The following is a 15,194-nucleotide window of genomic DNA, read 5'->3' as shown; positions in this document are numbered from 1 at the left end:
GGCCGAAGCGGGGGTTCTGGGGGTGGCAGCCCCCAGGGACGGGACGGGTAGGGGCGGCGGGGGCGAGAACACCATGGCGCCCACGCAGACGCCGGTATCCACAAAGTCGGCGTTATCCACAGCCCCCGCGCCTGTCGGCGCAGCGACGTACGCTGGAGACACCCCCGGCCCGCGATGCGTGTCGGGCGGTTCGTGTTGCCCGCCCCCGGACGAAAGCCGCCCCGAATGAGCCTGCACGGTCTGCTCGACGCCGCCGTCTTGGACACCGCCCTCGCGGAAGCGATCACCGCGGCCGCCGATGGCAACCGCATGCACGTCGACCTCGTCGGCCCCCCGGCGGCCCGCCCCTTCGCGGTCGCCGCCCTCGCCCGCGAGGCCGGCCGCCCCGTGCTCGCGGTGACGGCGACGGGCCGGGAGGCCGAGGACCTGGCGGCCGCCCTGCGCTCCCTCCTCCCCCCGGAGGGCGTCGTGGAGTACCCCTCCTGGGAGACGCTGCCGCACGAGCGCCTCAGCCCCCGCAGCGACACCGTCGGCCGCCGCCTCGCCGTCCTCAGGCGCCTGGCCCACCCCCGGCCCGACGACCCCGAGACCGGCCCGGTCTCCGTCGTCGTCGCGCCCGTCCGCTCCGTCCTCCAGCCGCAGGTCAAGGGACTCGGCGACCTGGAACCGGTAGCCCTGCGCACCGGCCAGACCGCCGACCTGAACGACATCGTCGAGTCCCTCGCCGCCGCCGCGTACTCCCGCGTCGAGCTGGTCGAGAAGCGCGGCGAGTTCGCCGTACGGGGCGGCATCCTCGATGTGTTCCCGCCCACCGAGGAACACCCCCTGCGCATCGAGTTCTGGGGCGACGACGTCGAGGAGATCCGCTACTTCAAGGTCGCCGACCAGCGCTCCCTGGAGGTCGCCGAGCACGGCCTGTGGGCGCCGCCCTGCCGCGAGTTGCTGCTCACCGAGGACGTACGCGCACGCGCGCGTGCACTCGCCGAACAGCACCCGGAGCTCGGCGAGCTGCTCGGCAAGATCGCCGAGGGGATCGCCGTAGAAGGAATGGAGTCTCTGGCTCCGGTGCTCGTCGACGACATGGAGCTGCTGCTCGACGTGCTGCCCAAGGGCGCGATGGCTCTGGTGTGCGATCCGGAGCGGGTACGCACGCGTGCGGCCGATCTCGTGGCGACCTCGCAGGAGTTCCTCCAGGCGTCCTGGGCGGCCACGGCGGGCGGCGGCGAGGCGCCCATCGACGTCGGCGCGGCCTCCTTGTGGTCGATCGCGGACGTACGCGACCGCGCGCGCGAGCTGGACATGATGTGGTGGTCGGTGTCGCCGTTCGCGGCGGACGAGGCGCTCGAAGAGGCCGACACCCTCAAGCTCGGCATGCACGCGCCGGAGACCTACCGCGGCGACACCGCGAAGGCGCTCGCCGACACCAAGGGCTGGCTCGCCGACGGCTGGCGCGCGGTCTACGTCACCGAGGCCCACGGCCCCGCGGCCCGCACGGTCGAGGTGCTCGGCGGCGAGGGCATCGCCGCCCGCCTGGACACGGACCTGACGACGCTGAGCCCGTCCGTCGTGCACGTGGCGTGCGGCTCGATCGACTACGGCTTCGTCGACCCGGCGCTGAAGCTCGCCGTCCTCACCGAGACCGACCTGTCCGGCCAGAAGGCGGCCGGCAAGGACGGCGCGCGCATGCCCGCGCGCCGCCGCAAGACCATCGACCCGCTGACCCTGGAGTCCGGCGACTACATCGTCCACGAGCAGCACGGCGTCGGCCGCTACATCGAGATGGTCCAGCGGACCGTCCAGGGCGCCACGCGCGAGTACCTCGTCGTGGAGTACGCCCCCGCCAAGCGCGGCCAGCCCGGCGACCGGCTCTACATCCCCACCGACCAACTGGAGCAGATCACCAAGTACGTCGGCGGCGAGGCGCCCACGCTGCACCGCCTGGGCGGCGCGGACTGGACCAAGACCAAGGCACGCGCGAAGAAGGCCGTCAAGGAGATCGCTGCCGACCTGATCAAGCTGTACAGCGCGCGCATGGCGGCCCCGGGCCACACCTTCGGGGCGGACACGCCCTGGCAGCGCGAGCTGGAGGACGCCTTCCCCTACGCGGAGACCCCGGACCAGCTCACCACCATCGCCGAGGTCAAGGAGGACATGGAGAAGTCCGTCCCCATGGACCGCCTGATCTGCGGCGACGTCGGCTACGGCAAGACCGAGATCGCGGTCCGGGCCGCCTTCAAGGCCGTACAGGACGGCAAGCAGGTGGCGGTGCTGGTGCCGACGACGCTGTTGGTGCAGCAGCACTTCGGGACGTTCTCCGATCGGTACTCGCAGTTCCCGGTCAACGTACGGGCGCTCAGCCGCTTCCAGACGGACACCGAGGCGAAGGCGGTCCTGGAGGGCCTGAAGGACGGCGCGGTGGACGTCGTCATCGGCACGCACCGGCTGTTCTCGTCGGAGACGAAGTTCAAGGACCTGGGTCTGGTCATCGTCGACGAGGAGCAGCGCTTCGGCGTCGAGCACAAGGAGCAGCTGAAGAAGCTGCGGGCGAACGTGGACGTACTGACGATGTCCGCGACGCCGATCCCGCGGACGCTGGAGATGGCCGTGACGGGCATCCGCGAGATGTCCACGATCACCACCCCGCCGGAGGAACGGCACCCGGTGCTGACTTTCGTCGGCCCGTACGAGGAGAAGCAGATCGGCGCGGCGATCCGCCGTGAACTCCTGCGCGAGGGCCAGGTCTTCTACATCCACAACCGCGTGGAGTCGATCGACCGCGCGGCCGCCAGGCTCCGCGAGATCGTCCCCGAGGGCCGAATCGCCACCGCGCACGGCCAGATGTCGGAGTCGGCGCTGGAGCAGGTGGTGGTGGACTTCTGGGAGAAGAAGTTCGACGTGCTCGTGTCGACGACGATCGTCGAGTCGGGCATCGACATCTCCAACGCCAACACGCTGATCGTGGAGCGCGGCGACAACTTCGGCCTCTCCCAACTGCACCAGCTGCGCGGCCGGGTCGGCCGTGGCCGCGAGCGCGGCTACGCGTACTTCCTGTACCCGCCGGAGAAGCCGCTGACGGAGACGGCCCACGAGCGGCTGGCGACCATCGCTCAGCACACGGAGATGGGCGCGGGCATGTACGTGGCCATGAAGGACCTGGAGATCCGAGGCGCCGGCAACCTCCTGGGCGGCGAGCAGTCCGGCCATATCGCGGGCGTCGGCTTCGACTTGTACGTCCGTATGGTCGGCGAGGCGGTGGCGGACTACCGCGCGTCCCTGGAGGGCGGCGTGGAGGAGGAACCGCCGCTGGAGGTCAAGATCGAGCTCCCGGTCGACGCACACGTCCCGCACGACTACGCGCCCGGCGAGCGACTCCGGCTCCAGGCCTACCGTTCGATCGCCTCCGCCAACACGGAGGAGGACATCAAGGCCGTACGAGAGGAACTCGTCGACCGCTACGGCAAGTTGCCCGAACCGGTGGAGAACCTCCTCCTGGTGGCAGGCCTGCGCATGCTCGCACGCGCGTGCGGCGTCGGCGAGATCGTCCTCCAGGGCAACAACATCCGCTTCGCACCGGTGGAGTTGCGGGAGTCGCAGGAACTGCGGCTGAAGCGGCTGTACCCCGGATCGGTCGTCAAACCGGCGGTGCATCAGGTGCTGGTGCCGCGCCCGAAGACTGCGAAGGTGGGCGGGAAGCCGCTGGTCGGGCGGGAACTGCTGGGCTGGGTCGGGGAGTTCTTGGCGTCGATTCTGGGGTCGTAGCCGGCCGGTTTCCGGCACCATGTCGGGCATGGCTGTCGGGGGAAGCGGGAGCAGGGTCGCCGTTGCCTGGGTGGCGGTGACCTGTGTGCTGGTCGGCGGGGCGCTGGCGTACGTGCTGGCGGGGCGGCAGGGGTCGCTGGGAGTGTCGGACCGCATGAGTCTGATCTCCATGGTCGCGGCACTGCTCGCCCTGGTGCTGGCCCTGATCGGCTGGCTGGCGACGCGTTCCGGCGCGCACGAGGACGAGGCGGCGGCGGTGGCCCGGCTCGTACGGGAGGTGCGGTCGGTCGGCGAGCCCCAGTGGATGCACAGCCTCGGCGGCGACCTCAAGGCCATCGACGTGACCTTCTCCTTCCGGCCGTACGCCCACGCGCGTGCCGCCGCGCTTCCGCCCACCCCGGCGGGGCAGTTGGAGCGAGTGGTCGAGGACTATCGGGCCGTACGACCACGACGGCTGGTGATCACGGGGGAGCCCGGAGCCGGTAAGACCGTGCTGGCGCGCAAGCTCGTGATGGAGCTCAACAAGGCACGCGGTGAGAGCGAACCGGTCGCTGTCCTCGTCGCCCTGGCCGACTGGGACACACGCGAGGGGCTCGGTGACTGGATCGCACGGCATCTCGAACGGGACTTCGGCATGCCGCGCCGCTCCGCCCGCCGAGTGGTGCGCGGGCGCCGGGTCCTGCCCGTCCTCGACGGACTGGACGAGATGGACGCCGCGGAAGTGGCCGCGGAGGACTCACGCGCGCGTGCCGCTCTGGAGGCGCTCGCCCGCTACCAGGACGGCACGGATCCGGCGCCGCTCGTGCTGACCTGCCGTACCCGCCGCTACGACGAGTTGGAGGCCGACGGCAGCCACATCCTCGACGCGGCCAGGATCGAGATCGATCCGGTGGACCCGGAGCAAGCGGTGCGCTTCCTCGAACAGAGGGGAGCCGCCCGCAGGCCTGCCGCGTGGCAGCCGGTCCTGGACGAACTGCGGAACGCGCCCTCGGGCACGCTGGCCCGTGACCTGTCCACGCCGTGGCGGCTGATGCTGACGGCCACGGTGTACGAACGCCGGGGGGATCCGGGGGACTTGCTGCGGGCGGCGACCGGACCGGACGGCTCGGTGGCGGAGCTGCTGCTGGGCCGGTTCATCGGGGCCGCGGCGGACAACGCGCCCGGAGAGGCCGGACGTTACGAGGAGCGGCTGATCCATGAGCGGCTGCACCAGCTCGCGCTGACGCTCGGTGCCGACGGCGCGGACGAGACCGATCTGGTGCTCCTGCGGCTGGCGGATCGGGTGCGGGGAGCGCTGCGGCCGACGGTTCTGGTCGGGCTGGTGGCTCTCGCGATCCTGCCCGCGCTTGTGCTGGCGCGGTGGGACAGCTACGTGGACGAGCTGTTCCTCGCGGGGGCGGTCCTCTTCCTCACCTGTTACCTGCTGTACTGGGAGCTGCGCGAGAGCGGCGGGATCTTCTCGCCGTCTTTCTCCGCGATGGCGACCCCGCCCCTGGGCGGCCCGCTGTGGAGGCTGGGGCTGCGCAGGATGTGGCACGCACGCAGCGTGTGGACCTACGCCGTGCTCGCCATGCTGGTGTTCAGCCTGTGGGTGGCGCTTCCTGAGGCATGGGGTGGACTGGGAGACCCCTGGGTGCTGTGGCTGACGGGTGGCTTCATGGCGGTGGTCGTGGGGCTGGGCGTCATCACACAGCTGGACAGCACGGCCGTCGGTCCGAGCGGCCCGATCCGCACTGGTTGGTACCTGATCGCGCTCGCCACGCTTTTGCTGTCGAGCGGCCAGATGGTCAGCGGTCACATCGGGCTCGGCGACCTGATCTTCACCGACGGGCTGCTGGCCGCCGCGCTGACGGGCATGCAGGACTGGATCGGCTACCACATCTACCGAATTCGCCATCCCCGCCTGGGCCTCCGCTTCCAGGCCTTCCTCGACTGGTCCGTGACCGCGGGCCTGCTGCGCACCTCCGGTGTGGCCTACCAGTTCCGCCACCGTGAGTTCCAGGAGTGGGTGGTGCGCAATCCGGAGCCGGTCAGGCGTCCTTGACGCTTGCGTCAGCTCGGAACAGCATCGTCGCCACCGCCCCGAACACCTCCTCCGGGTCCCGGTTGCCCACGGGCCCGTCCAGGTTGTGGCCGAGGAGCAGCGTGGCGAAGCCGTGGGCCAGGGACCAGGCGGCGACTCCGGCGAGGCGGGGGTCGAGGCCGAGCTCGCCGGGGCGTACGGTCGCGACGGCTCCGCGCAGGGCGTCACCGGCGAGCACGCGGGCCGTGGTGAGTTCCAGGTCTTCGGCGCGCAGCAGTTGGGGCGAGAACATCACCTGGAAGTGCGCCGGGTGTTCGCGGGCGAAGCGTACATAGCGCACGCCCGCGTCCTTCAGGTCCGAGGCCTCGGTGAGGGTGGCCGCCAGCAGCCCGAAGCCCTCCGCGGCGATCGCCGTCAGCAGGCCGGTGCGGTCCTTGAAGTGGTGCGCGGGCGCCGCGTGCGAGACCCCGGCGCGGCGGGCCAGGTCGCGCAGGCTCAGGCCGGAGGGGCCGTCGGCGGCGATGACGTCGAGCGCGGCGGTGAGGACGGCACGCCGCAGGTCACCGTGGTGGTACGGGCGTTCGGCGGAATTCCTCGACTGTGCGGGCGGCATGCTCAGCAGCCTACGCGGAATCTAGGCATTGACAAGTTGGCGGCGGCTCGGGCAATCTAGCCAGTGTCAAGTTGTGAGCGGGTTCCAGACTCGGTCATCACCGGCCTGGGGTGCGAGGGGAATCACCATGTCGACGTACGACGAGGAGTCCGGCGGGATCGAACCGACCCGTGTCCGCCAGCTCTGGCACCTGCTGGAGCCGCTGCACGCGGTGCTGTACTACGCGCCGGAGGTCTTCGAGGAGGCCGCCGCGCTCGGGTACGACACGAAGGAGCGCTGGCCGAGCTACTTCCCGCTGCGCGCCGCGCCGTTGGGTGCGGTCGGCGCCGAGCGCGTGACCTCCGCCTTCTACAGCTTCAGCCCGCGCATGGTCGCCGAGCACATCGACCCGGCATGGCGGAGTGCGAGTCCTGACGACGTGGTGACGGCGAGACTGCGCGGCATGGACCGGGCGTACCGCGCGATATTCGGCGACCGCGTCGACAGCCCGGAACTTGCAGAGGTCGCCGCCCTCGCCCGGCGCGCTGCCGAGGCGGCGAACACGGCGGGCCGCCCGCTCGCCGCGGCCAACGCCGAACTGGACTGGCCGCAGGCCCCACACCTTCAGCTGTGGCACGCGGCGACGATCCTGCGCGAGCACCGCGGCGACGGCCATCTCGCCGCCCTGCTCGTCGCCGGCCTCGACCCGATCGAGTCGCTCGTGTCCTTCGCCGCGATAGGCGCCGCGTCCGTCGAGCGCTTCGCGAGCCGGGGCTGGAGCGTGCAGGAGTGGGCGGCGGCGCGCGAACGGCTCGTCGCCCGTGGTCTGTTGAACGCCGACGGCACGGCAACCGAGTCGGGTCACGACCTGCGTCGCGGCATAGAGGACCACACCGACCATGTCGCCGCCGACCCCTGGCGCGCACTCACGCCCCAGGACATCGACCGACTCGCCGACCTGCTGGGCGAGTTCTGGGTCGCGGTTCTCTCCTCGGGCCTGCTGCCCTCGGAGACGACGCTGGGGATAGGGAAGGTCTGAAGGCGCGCGGTGGTGCAGCGGTTTCGAACAGGCGAAGCCGCCCGCGGGTGGTGGGTCTATCGGACGGCTTCTGTTTCCAGGATGGTTCGGGGAACCCGGCGGAGCACGCCCCCGCGGGGGATGCCGTCCGGCGGGTCTCAGGACCTCCGTGGGTCTCCGGCCTTATGGCTGTCCGGGCTTGTCGCGGTCCATGCCGAGCGCGCCTTCGGCCTTGCGTTGCGCGTCGTCGACCTGGCTCTCGTACTTGTTGCCCGTCTTCTCGTTGACCTTCTTCTCCGCGGTGTCGGACATGTCCTTGGCTTTGTCCTGCATTCCGCGGTTGCTCTTGAATCTGTCGAAGATGCCCATCCAGAGCTCCTTCCGGAGGTGACTCCCAACCGACGATACGCCGCTGATGCGACGAATGCGCATTTTCGATCGGTATGGTCTGAACCTCTCGGCCGCTACCGTGGGGGGTCGGAAAACCGGTACGGGACCGGCACGCAGGGGAGGGGCGCAGCGTGATGCGTCTGAGGGGCGGGGCGGCGGCATCCGCCGCGGTGCTCGGCATGGTGCTCGTACTCACGAGCTGCGACGACCTGGACGACCTGCCCCTGGACGACGCCGCTTCCGGCTCCGCCCAGGGCGCCGGCCCGGGCCGTGCGGTCAGCCCCCTGGACAACCCCGACGGCACCGAGCCGGGCCTGGCCGCCATCACCTCCGACGCCGACCGGGCCGAGGCGCGGGCTCTGATCGAGAAGGTGGCGACCAAGGGTCGCGGCCCCAGGACCGGGTACGACCGCGACGAGTTCGGCTACGCCTGGATGGACTCGGCCCCGGGCGGCATACCGTTCGCCCGCAACGGCTGCGACACCCGCAACGACCTCCTCCAGCGGGACGGCGAGGACCTGCGCTTCCGGTCCGGCTCGGACTGCGTGGTGATGTCGATGCGGCTGGACGACCCGTACACGGGCAGGACGATCGACTGGACCAAGTCCCGTGCCACAGAGGTCCAGATCGACCACGTCATGCCGCTCTCCTACGACTGGCAGATGGGCGCCGCACGCTGGACCGAGGGCAAACGCCAGGACATCGCCAACGACCCGCTGAACCTGATGCCGGTCGACGGACCCACCAACAGCTCCAAGGGCGACTCGGGCCCCGCCGCCTGGCTCCCCCCGAACAAACAGATCCGCTGCTCCTACGCGGTGCGCTTCGCCCAGGTCTCGCTCAAGTACGAGCTGCCCGTGACACCGCCCGACAAGCAGATGATGCTGCGCCAGTGCGGAGGCTGACGCCCGCCCGAACGTCAGGCTCGCTTCAGCAGTGGCACGACCGGACCGGGGCGGTCAGGAGCCGAGCGCGTCCAGGTCGATGATCTCGCCGGTGGGCTTGTCCGTCGGGACCGGCTTGTCGTAGTCGCTGAAGGAGAGCGAGCCGGGGTCCGAGGGGGTGGTGCTGACGAGCTTGAGCACATACGGCTCGCCCTCGGTGGCGACGTAGATCGTGAAGCTCTCCTTGCCGGCCTTCTCGTTGCCGTCCTTCTCGTACAGGGTGATCGCGGGCGTGCCGTCGACCGTGGTGGTCTTGCCGCGGGTGGCGTCCGACTCGCCGTCGGCGGCGTCACCGAGGATCGTGTTCAGGTCGCAGAAGCCGGCGAGTTCCTCGGCGTCGGCGCCCTTGGCGGACATCTTGGTCCACTTCCCGGCCAGCATCGCGACCGCCGCGTCGGCCTCCGCCTTGGACTCGCCCTCGCTCTGGCCGCGCAGGAAGGCCTCGTCGTACTTCATGTAGACCGTGTCGCCGCTCTTGATCAGATCGGCCCGGCCCTCGCCGTCCATGCTGATGTGGCCGGCACAGTCGCCCTTCCGGTTGAGGGCCATGTCCATGGAGATCGTGCCGCCGCTCTCCTCGTCGGGGATGTCGCCCTTGATCCGGAACGAGTCGGCGCCGCTGGTCGCCTTCACCGCCCGGTCGACGATCTCCCCGCCGGTCAGTCCGGCGAACGCTTCCTTCGGCTTGCTGGACTGACCGGCCTTGTCCGACTGGCCGGCGTTGGGCTTGTCCTTCGCCTTGCCCTCCGACTTGTCGTCGCCCTGACAGCCGGTGACGGCCATGGTGGCGACGGCGGTGAGACAGAGAGCGGCAAGTGCGGTACGACGCATGAGGGTTCCTCGATGAAGACGAAGCGCGCGGGGGCGCTGAGGTGAGCTGATGAGGTGGGCCGCCCTCACGGCGGGCGGCGACGCGGGCGGGGCGTGGCGGTGCTGTTGGTGTGCCGCGCCCCGCGTGGCGACGAGTGGCCTCGGGGGCCTGGGTCAGGCGGACTTCTTCCAGTCCTGGCAGCCGGACGTCTTGAAGTAGGCGTCCGAGGCGCTGATGGTGACGACGGCCGTGCCGGTCACGTTGTTGTTGGCGATGATCGAGTCGATCGAGTGGTCGGCGTTCTTGGCGCGCTCCCAGTAGCAGGAGTCGTCGGTGTTGCCGGTGGACTTGTAGGTGCCGGGCGCGATGTCGACGCCGACTCTGAGCATGCCCGCGTCGCCGGCCATCTTCGAGGCCCGGGAGCCCTTCGCCTTCTCGTCGACGGCCTCCCAGTCGCCGCAGCCGCTGGAGGAGAAGAGCTTGTCGGTGGCCTTGATGGTCACGTAACTGGTGCCGGTCACATTGTCGTTGGCCAGCAGCGAGTCCATCTCGCCGGACGAGTCCTTGGCCCGCTCCCAGTAGCACAGGCCGTCGGTGTTGCCGGTGGTGCGGTAGGTGCCGGGCTTGATGTCCGAACCGACCTGGAAGTCGCCGTCCCCCTCGAACGCGACCTTCTTCTCGGCGACTTCCGCCGCGTCCGACTTCTTCTTGTCGCCACCGGTGCTGCGGTCCGCGGATGCCGAAGAGCCCTTGTCGCCGGAGTTGCCGCCGTCGCTTCCGGCGTTCGCCGACACGGCGCCGATGACGACGATCCCCACGACGGCGCCCAGCGCGACCTTGCCCTTCATGCCCATGGCTGTTCCCCTCCCCTGAGCGGCGACCGCCTTCACCGGCGGTCGCTCGTTCGATGGGTCAATAAGACCAGAGCTTGTGAACCGAGTCAACACGATTCACGGGATGGCTTATGTACACGGGCGTGAATGCCCGGATCTTGCGTACGTCGGTATGCTCGACGCCACAGATCGGATGCAGGCGAAATCGGGCGGGCGAGGGGAGCCGGGCGGTGCAGGACAATGCGACAGAGGTGACCGCGGCCGGAATCGCCCGGCTCGCGGGCGTCGGCCGTGCCGCCGTCAGCAACTGGCGGCGTCGGCACGCCGACTTCCCCAAGCCCGTGGGCGGCACCGAGACCAGCCCCTCCTTCGCGCTCGCCGAGGTCGAGGCCTGGCTCCGCCGCCAGGGCAAACTCGCCGAAGTCCCGCTGCGCGAACGGGTCTGGCAGCAGCTCGCGGGACATCCCGAAGGTCCGGTCACCGCCCTCACTCACGCCGGCTGTGTGCTCCTGCTCATCCATGACCGGCCCACGCTCTGGCTGGAGGTGAGCGCCGGCTCCGACGAACGGCTCGCGGCGATGCTGCCGGGGGCGCTGGAGCAGGTGCTCGCACCGCGGTTCGGGGCGACGTCGGCGCGAAGGGGCGCGGCGGCTGTGAACTCGCGTTCGGCTGTGAACTCGCCGGGTGCTGTGAACTCGCGTGGCGGAGCGAGGTCCCGCGTCGCTGTGAACGAACGCGGCTCTGTGAATGAGCCTGGCTCCGTGAACGAACCGGGCTCCGTGAACCCGTCGGGCGCTGTGAACACCCCCATCGCCCCGACCGCGCCCAGTGCCGTGAATCGCCCCGGCGCCGTGAACACCCCACCCCCTGTGAACACCACCCCCGCCGTACACACCCCCACCGGCCCCGAAGTCCTCCCCTCCGCCCCCCTCCTGCGCGGCGCCGCAGAGCTCGCCGCGGAGATGGGCGGCGCCCGCCAGGCCTTCGAGTTCCTGCTCGGCCGGCACCTCGACGCCAACCCGCGCCAGTACACGCTCACGCCCGCCGAACTCGCCGGGCTCATGGCCGACCTGGCCGGCCCGGCCCGTACCGCCCTCGACCCGGCCTGCGGCACCGGCGCCCTCCTGCGCGCCGTCGCCCCCCGCCCCGAGCAGGAGCTGTACGCCCAGGACACCGCCCCCGACCTCGCCGCCGTCACCGCGCTGCGGCTCGCCCTGCGCACCCGGGCCACCGTGCGCGCCGCCGCCGGCGACACCCTGCGCGCCGACGCGTATCCGGAGCTGCGCGCCGACGCCGTCCTGTGTCACCCGCCGTTCAACGAGCGCAACTGGGGCCATGACGAACTCGCCTACGACCCCCGCTGGGAGTACGGCTTCCCGGCGCGCAACGAGTCCGAGCTGGCCTGGGTGCAGCACGCGCTCGCGCGCCTGAAGGACGGCGGTACGGCCGTGCTGCTCATGCCGCCTGCCGCCGCCTCCCGCCGCTCCGGCCGCCGGATCCGCGCCGACCTGCTGCGGCGCGGTGCGCTGCGCGCCGTCGTCGCGCTGCCGGTCGGCGCTGCACCGCCGTACAACATCCCGCTGCACCTGTGGGTGCTGCGCAGGCCCGACAAGGCGCCGGCGCAGCCCGAGGTGTTGCTCGCGGACGCCGGGCAGTTCGCGACGGAGGGGCGTGGCGGGCCCGACTGGCGGGCCGTGCGGGAGGCCGTGCTCGACGCCTGGCATGCCTTCGACCGGACCGGCACCCTCGACGAGCGGCCCGGTCTGGCCCGCGCGCTGCCCGTGATCGAACTCCTCGACGACGACGTCGACCTCGCCCCGGCCCGCCATCTGCCGCCCCCCACCGCGGCCGACGGCGCCGAGGAGCTCACGGCCGTGCGCGAGCGCCTGGGGGAAACCCTGGGACTCGCCGCCGAGCTCACCCCGCCGCCCGCCGCGGGCGCTCGGCCCGTGCGCTGGCCGCTCACCACCGTCGGTGAACTCGCGCGCGGGGGAGCCCTGGTGATGCGTACCGGCGGAAACGGCGGCCACGCGCGTGTGCCCGTGCTCACCGACCATGACGTCCTCGCCGGGACGGCCCCCTCGGGGACACTGCCCGAGAGCGACGAGGAGCCGGTGCTGACGGAGCCGGGCGATGTCGTCGTGCCGGTGCTCGGCGGCGGCTCGATGGCGCGCGTGATCGACGAGGCGACGGGGGGCGCCGCCCTGGGGCGCAACCTCGTGCTGCTGCGCCCCGATCGCACGGCGCTCGACTCCTGGTTCCTCGCCGGCTTCCTGCGCGGCACCGCCAACAACCGCCAGGCCAGCAGTTACGCCTCCACCGCCACGCGCCTGGACGTGCGCCGCCTCCAGCTGCCCCGGCTGCCGCTCGACGAGCAGCGGCGCTACGGCGCGCGCTTCCGCGCACTCGACGAGTTCGAGCGGGCGCTCAGGCACGCGAACCGGCTCGGGGACCAGCTCGTGCGCGGGATGTACGACGGTCTGACCGATGGGACGGTCGCTCCCGACTGAGGGAAGTGATCAGTACAACAACGGTTCGGTACAACCCGGGACCGGTTGTCCGTGTCGGCCTATACGCTCGAACTCTGTCGTTCCTTCGTCCCATCGGCCAACCGGTCCAGGAGCAGTCATGTACGGCCACGGCGCGGCGCCGCCCACCCGCAGCGAGGCAACAGTCATCTCCCTGCGCGTGCTGTTCGCCGCCGCCGGATTCCTGTCCTGCGGGATCCTCGCGTGCGTGCCGCTGTTCAGGGTGGCCATCCTGCGCGGACGCTGGCCGGACTGGCTGCTGGCCTGGGTGAGCCTGCCGTTGTCCATCGCGTGTTTCGCGGTGGTCGGTTCGGTGCCGGAGACCGACGTCAAGTCGGACATCGCGCTGGCCGCGGTCCTGCTGCTCGGCGCGTTCAGCTCCGTGTACTTCCTGGTGATGGACATCCGCTTCCACAGCGCGCTGCGCCGCCAGCGGTACGGCGGTTACGCGCCGGCGCAGGCCACGACGATCCACGCGCCGCACGGGCCCGCCGGTTACGGCTATCCGCAGCCGCCGGCGCCGTACACGACCACGCCGGTCCAGCAGCCCCTGGCGCAGCAGCCGCCCACGCCGACACCGCACCCGGCGGCGGCCCCTCGTCCGCCGATGCCCCAGGACGCCGTGCCCCCCAGCCCCGTACCGGCGCCCCCGCCGCCGCAGCGGCCCGCACCCGCGCGTATCGACCAGGTGCGCGCCGAGCTCGACGAGCTCAGTGACTATCTGCGCAACCACGACGGCCGCGGCGGGGACCACGAGGGCGGAAGGTGACCGTGACGACAGGGCGTGTCGTCGCCGGCCGTTACGAACTGTCCACGCTCATCGGGCAGGGCGGCATGGGCCAGGTCTGGACGGCGTACGACCAACGGCTCGACCGGCGCGTGGCGGTGAAGCTGCTGCGCCCGGACAAGGTGGCGGGGCAGGAGGCGGACGAACTGCGCCGTCGGTTCGTGCGCGAGTGCCGGGTGACCGCGCAGGTCGACCACCCCGGTCTGGTCACCGTGCATGACGCGGGCAGCGAGGGCGAGGAGCTGTTCCTCGTCATGCAGTACGTCGACGGCGCGGACCTGTCCGACCATCTCGCCGAGCACGACCCGTACCCCTGGCAGTGGGCGGTCGCGGTGGCCGCGCAACTGTGCGCCGTGCTGAGCGCCGTGCACGCCGTGCCGATCGTCCACCGCGACCTCAAGCCGCGCAATGTGATGGTGAAGCAGGACGGCACGGTCACCGTTCTCGACCTCGGCGTCGCCTCCGTCATGGACGCCGACACCACCCGCCTCACCCACACCGGCACACCCATCGGCTCGCCCGCCTACATGGCGCCCGAGCAGGCGATGGGCGGCGCGGTCGGCCCGTACACCGACCTGTACGCGCTCGGTGTGCTGCTGCATGAACTCCTCAGCGGCGACGTGCCGTTCTCCGGCTCCACGGCGCTCGGTGTGCTGCACCGGCATCTGTACGAGCCGCCGCTGCCGGTGCGCCGGATGCGTCCCGAGGTGCCCGAGGCACTGGAAGCGCTGGTCCTGCGCCTGCTCGCCAAGGACCCGCAGCACCGTCCGGCGTCCGCGCAGGAGGTATACGAGGACCTGGCGCTGCTGCTGCCCGCGCGCGGGATGCCCACCGGGGCGCCCCTCGACCCCACGCGCCCGTTCCTGCGCCCGCACGCCCCCTGGCCGGACCGCGCTCGCACGCCCGCGCCCCAGCCCGCCCCCGCCACACCGGTCACCCCGGTCGCCGAGAAGCCGGACGTCGCCCGCGCCGTCGACGAGGTCAAGCGCCTCCTCGGCGAGGGCCGTATCACCCAGGCCGTCGACATCCTCGGCGCGATCCTCCCGGTCGCCGCCGAGCAGCACGGCGAGAACTCCCCGGTCGTGCGCACCCTGCGCAAGCAGTACGCGGCCACGCTCATGGACGACGGCCAGTACCGGCGCGCGCTCCCCGTCCTGCGCGCCCTTGCCGCCGAACGCGCCGCCGAGGCCGGCCATGCCGACCCCCAGTCCCTGCGCTTCCGCTACGACGCGGCCCAGTGCCTGGAGCAGCTCGGCGACCCGGCGGCGGCACTGACGGAATACCGGGCGCTGCTTCCGTACTACGAGAACCAGTACGTGGCCGGCGACCCGGAGCTCGCCCACGACGTCCGCCGCCGCATCGGCCACCTCCTCCTCGCCCTCGGCGACCGACCCGCCGCCCACGACACCCTGGTACGCCTCCTGCACGACGTGGAACGCCTGCACGGACCCGCCCACCCCATGGCGACGGACATCCGACGGACGCTCCAGTGGCTGGGGCAGGTGCGTG

General features: G+C 71.5%; 11 protein-coding genes. 7 read left to right on the top strand and 4 right to left on the bottom strand.

From position 1 onward, the window contains the following. The first annotated feature begins 225 nt into the window (after window positions 1-225). Window positions 226-3,759: a transcription-repair coupling factor gene (mfd, locus tag H4N64_RS19635; RefSeq protein ID WP_186283676.1), complete on the top strand. Its 3,534-nt coding sequence runs from the start codon at window positions 226-228 to the stop codon at window positions 3,757-3,759. Window positions 3,760-3,787: 28 nt separating this feature from the next. Further along, window positions 3,788-5,803 carry an NACHT domain-containing protein gene (locus H4N64_RS19630; RefSeq protein WP_186283675.1) on the top strand — a complete coding sequence of 672 codons (2,016 nt, stop codon included), beginning with the start codon at window positions 3,788-3,790 and terminating at the stop codon, window positions 5,801-5,803. Here the strand turns inward: H4N64_RS19630 and H4N64_RS19625 are convergent. Then, window positions 5,790-6,395: a TetR/AcrR family transcriptional regulator gene (locus tag H4N64_RS19625; protein WP_186283674.1), complete on the bottom strand. Its 606-nt coding sequence runs from the start codon at window positions 6,393-6,395 to the stop codon at window positions 5,790-5,792. The two genes, H4N64_RS19630 and H4N64_RS19625, sit on opposite strands and share 14 nt — an antisense overlap. Before the next feature lie 127 nt (window positions 6,396-6,522). On the opposite strand from H4N64_RS19625, the gene H4N64_RS19620 reads away from it, so the two are divergent. Next, complete coding sequence (locus tag H4N64_RS19620; protein ID WP_186283673.1) at window positions 6,523-7,413, top strand: SCO6745 family protein; 891 nt, start codon at window positions 6,523-6,525, stop codon at window positions 7,411-7,413. 162 nt (window positions 7,414-7,575) lie between these two features. On the opposite strand, the gene H4N64_RS19615 is transcribed toward H4N64_RS19620, so the two are convergent. Further along, complete coding sequence (locus tag H4N64_RS19615) at window positions 7,576-7,761, bottom strand: antitoxin (protein WP_186283672.1); 186 nt, start codon at window positions 7,759-7,761, stop codon at window positions 7,576-7,578. 155 nt (window positions 7,762-7,916) lie between these two features. On the opposite strand from H4N64_RS19615, the gene H4N64_RS19610 reads away from it, so the two are divergent. Further along, the gene (locus H4N64_RS19610) at window positions 7,917-8,687 is read left to right on the top strand and encodes an HNH endonuclease family protein (protein WP_186283777.1); all 771 of its coding nucleotides are present in this window, start codon (window positions 7,917-7,919) and stop codon (window positions 8,685-8,687) included. Between the two features lie 54 nt (window positions 8,688-8,741). Here the strand turns inward: H4N64_RS19610 and H4N64_RS19605 are convergent, their stop codons facing one another. Continuing rightward, window positions 8,742-9,557 carry a hypothetical protein gene (locus H4N64_RS19605; protein ID WP_186283671.1) on the bottom strand — a complete coding sequence of 272 codons (816 nt, stop codon included), beginning with the start codon at window positions 9,555-9,557 and terminating at the stop codon, window positions 8,742-8,744. Window positions 9,558-9,710: 153 nt separating this feature from the next. Next, entirely contained in the window at window positions 9,711-10,391 is a 681-nt protein-coding gene (locus tag H4N64_RS19600) for a hypothetical protein (RefSeq protein WP_186283670.1), read from the bottom strand. 209 nt (window positions 10,392-10,600) lie between these two features. Between H4N64_RS19600 and H4N64_RS19595 the strand changes: the two genes are divergently transcribed. From H4N64_RS19595 to H4N64_RS19585, 3 genes are all read left to right on the top strand, one after another. Then, window positions 10,601-12,880: an N-6 DNA methylase gene (locus tag H4N64_RS19595; protein ID WP_186283669.1), complete on the top strand. Its 2,280-nt coding sequence runs from the start codon at window positions 10,601-10,603 to the stop codon at window positions 12,878-12,880. A gap of 118 nt (window positions 12,881-12,998) precedes the next feature. Next, entirely contained in the window at window positions 12,999-13,667 is a 669-nt protein-coding gene (locus H4N64_RS19590) for a hypothetical protein (protein ID WP_186283668.1), read from the top strand. 65 nt (window positions 13,668-13,732) lie between these two features. Beyond that, window positions 13,733-15,194 (top strand): serine/threonine-protein kinase (locus H4N64_RS19585; protein ID WP_260859826.1); only part of this gene is annotated, 1,462 nt, incomplete at its 3' end.

This window comes from Streptomyces cupreus (assembly GCF_014257025.1).
In the GTDB taxonomy this organism is placed as follows: domain Bacteria; phylum Actinomycetota; class Actinomycetes; order Streptomycetales; family Streptomycetaceae; genus Streptomyces; species Streptomyces cupreus.
The sequence above is the reverse complement of the archived record's forward strand: the minus strand, read 5'-3'. Positions and strand labels throughout refer to the sequence as shown.

What these genes read in the sequence shown, in the direction of transcription:
- H4N64_RS19615 (WP_186283672.1), bottom strand. Translation starts at nt 7,761, where the DNA reads ATGGGCATCTTCGACAGATTCAAGAGCAACCGCGGAATGCAGGACAAA.
- H4N64_RS19590 (WP_186283668.1), top strand. Translation starts at nt 12,999, where the DNA reads ATGTACGGCCACGGCGCGGCGCCGCCCACCCGCAGCGAGGCAACAGTC.
- mfd (WP_186283676.1), top strand. Translation starts at nt 226, where the DNA reads ATGAGCCTGCACGGTCTGCTCGACGCCGCCGTCTTGGACACCGCCCTC.
- H4N64_RS19630 (WP_186283675.1), top strand. Translation starts at nt 3,788, where the DNA reads ATGGCTGTCGGGGGAAGCGGGAGCAGGGTCGCCGTTGCCTGGGTGGCG.
- H4N64_RS19600 (WP_186283670.1), bottom strand. Translation starts at nt 10,391, where the DNA reads ATGGGCATGAAGGGCAAGGTCGCGCTGGGCGCCGTCGTGGGGATCGTC.
- H4N64_RS19610 (WP_186283777.1), top strand. Translation starts at nt 7,917, where the DNA reads ATGCGTCTGAGGGGCGGGGCGGCGGCATCCGCCGCGGTGCTCGGCATG.
- H4N64_RS19620 (WP_186283673.1), top strand. Translation starts at nt 6,523, where the DNA reads ATGTCGACGTACGACGAGGAGTCCGGCGGGATCGAACCGACCCGTGTC.
- H4N64_RS19605 (WP_186283671.1), bottom strand. Translation starts at nt 9,557, where the DNA reads ATGCGTCGTACCGCACTTGCCGCTCTCTGTCTCACCGCCGTCGCCACC.
- H4N64_RS19625 (WP_186283674.1), bottom strand. Translation starts at nt 6,395, where the DNA reads ATGCCGCCCGCACAGTCGAGGAATTCCGCCGAACGCCCGTACCACCAC.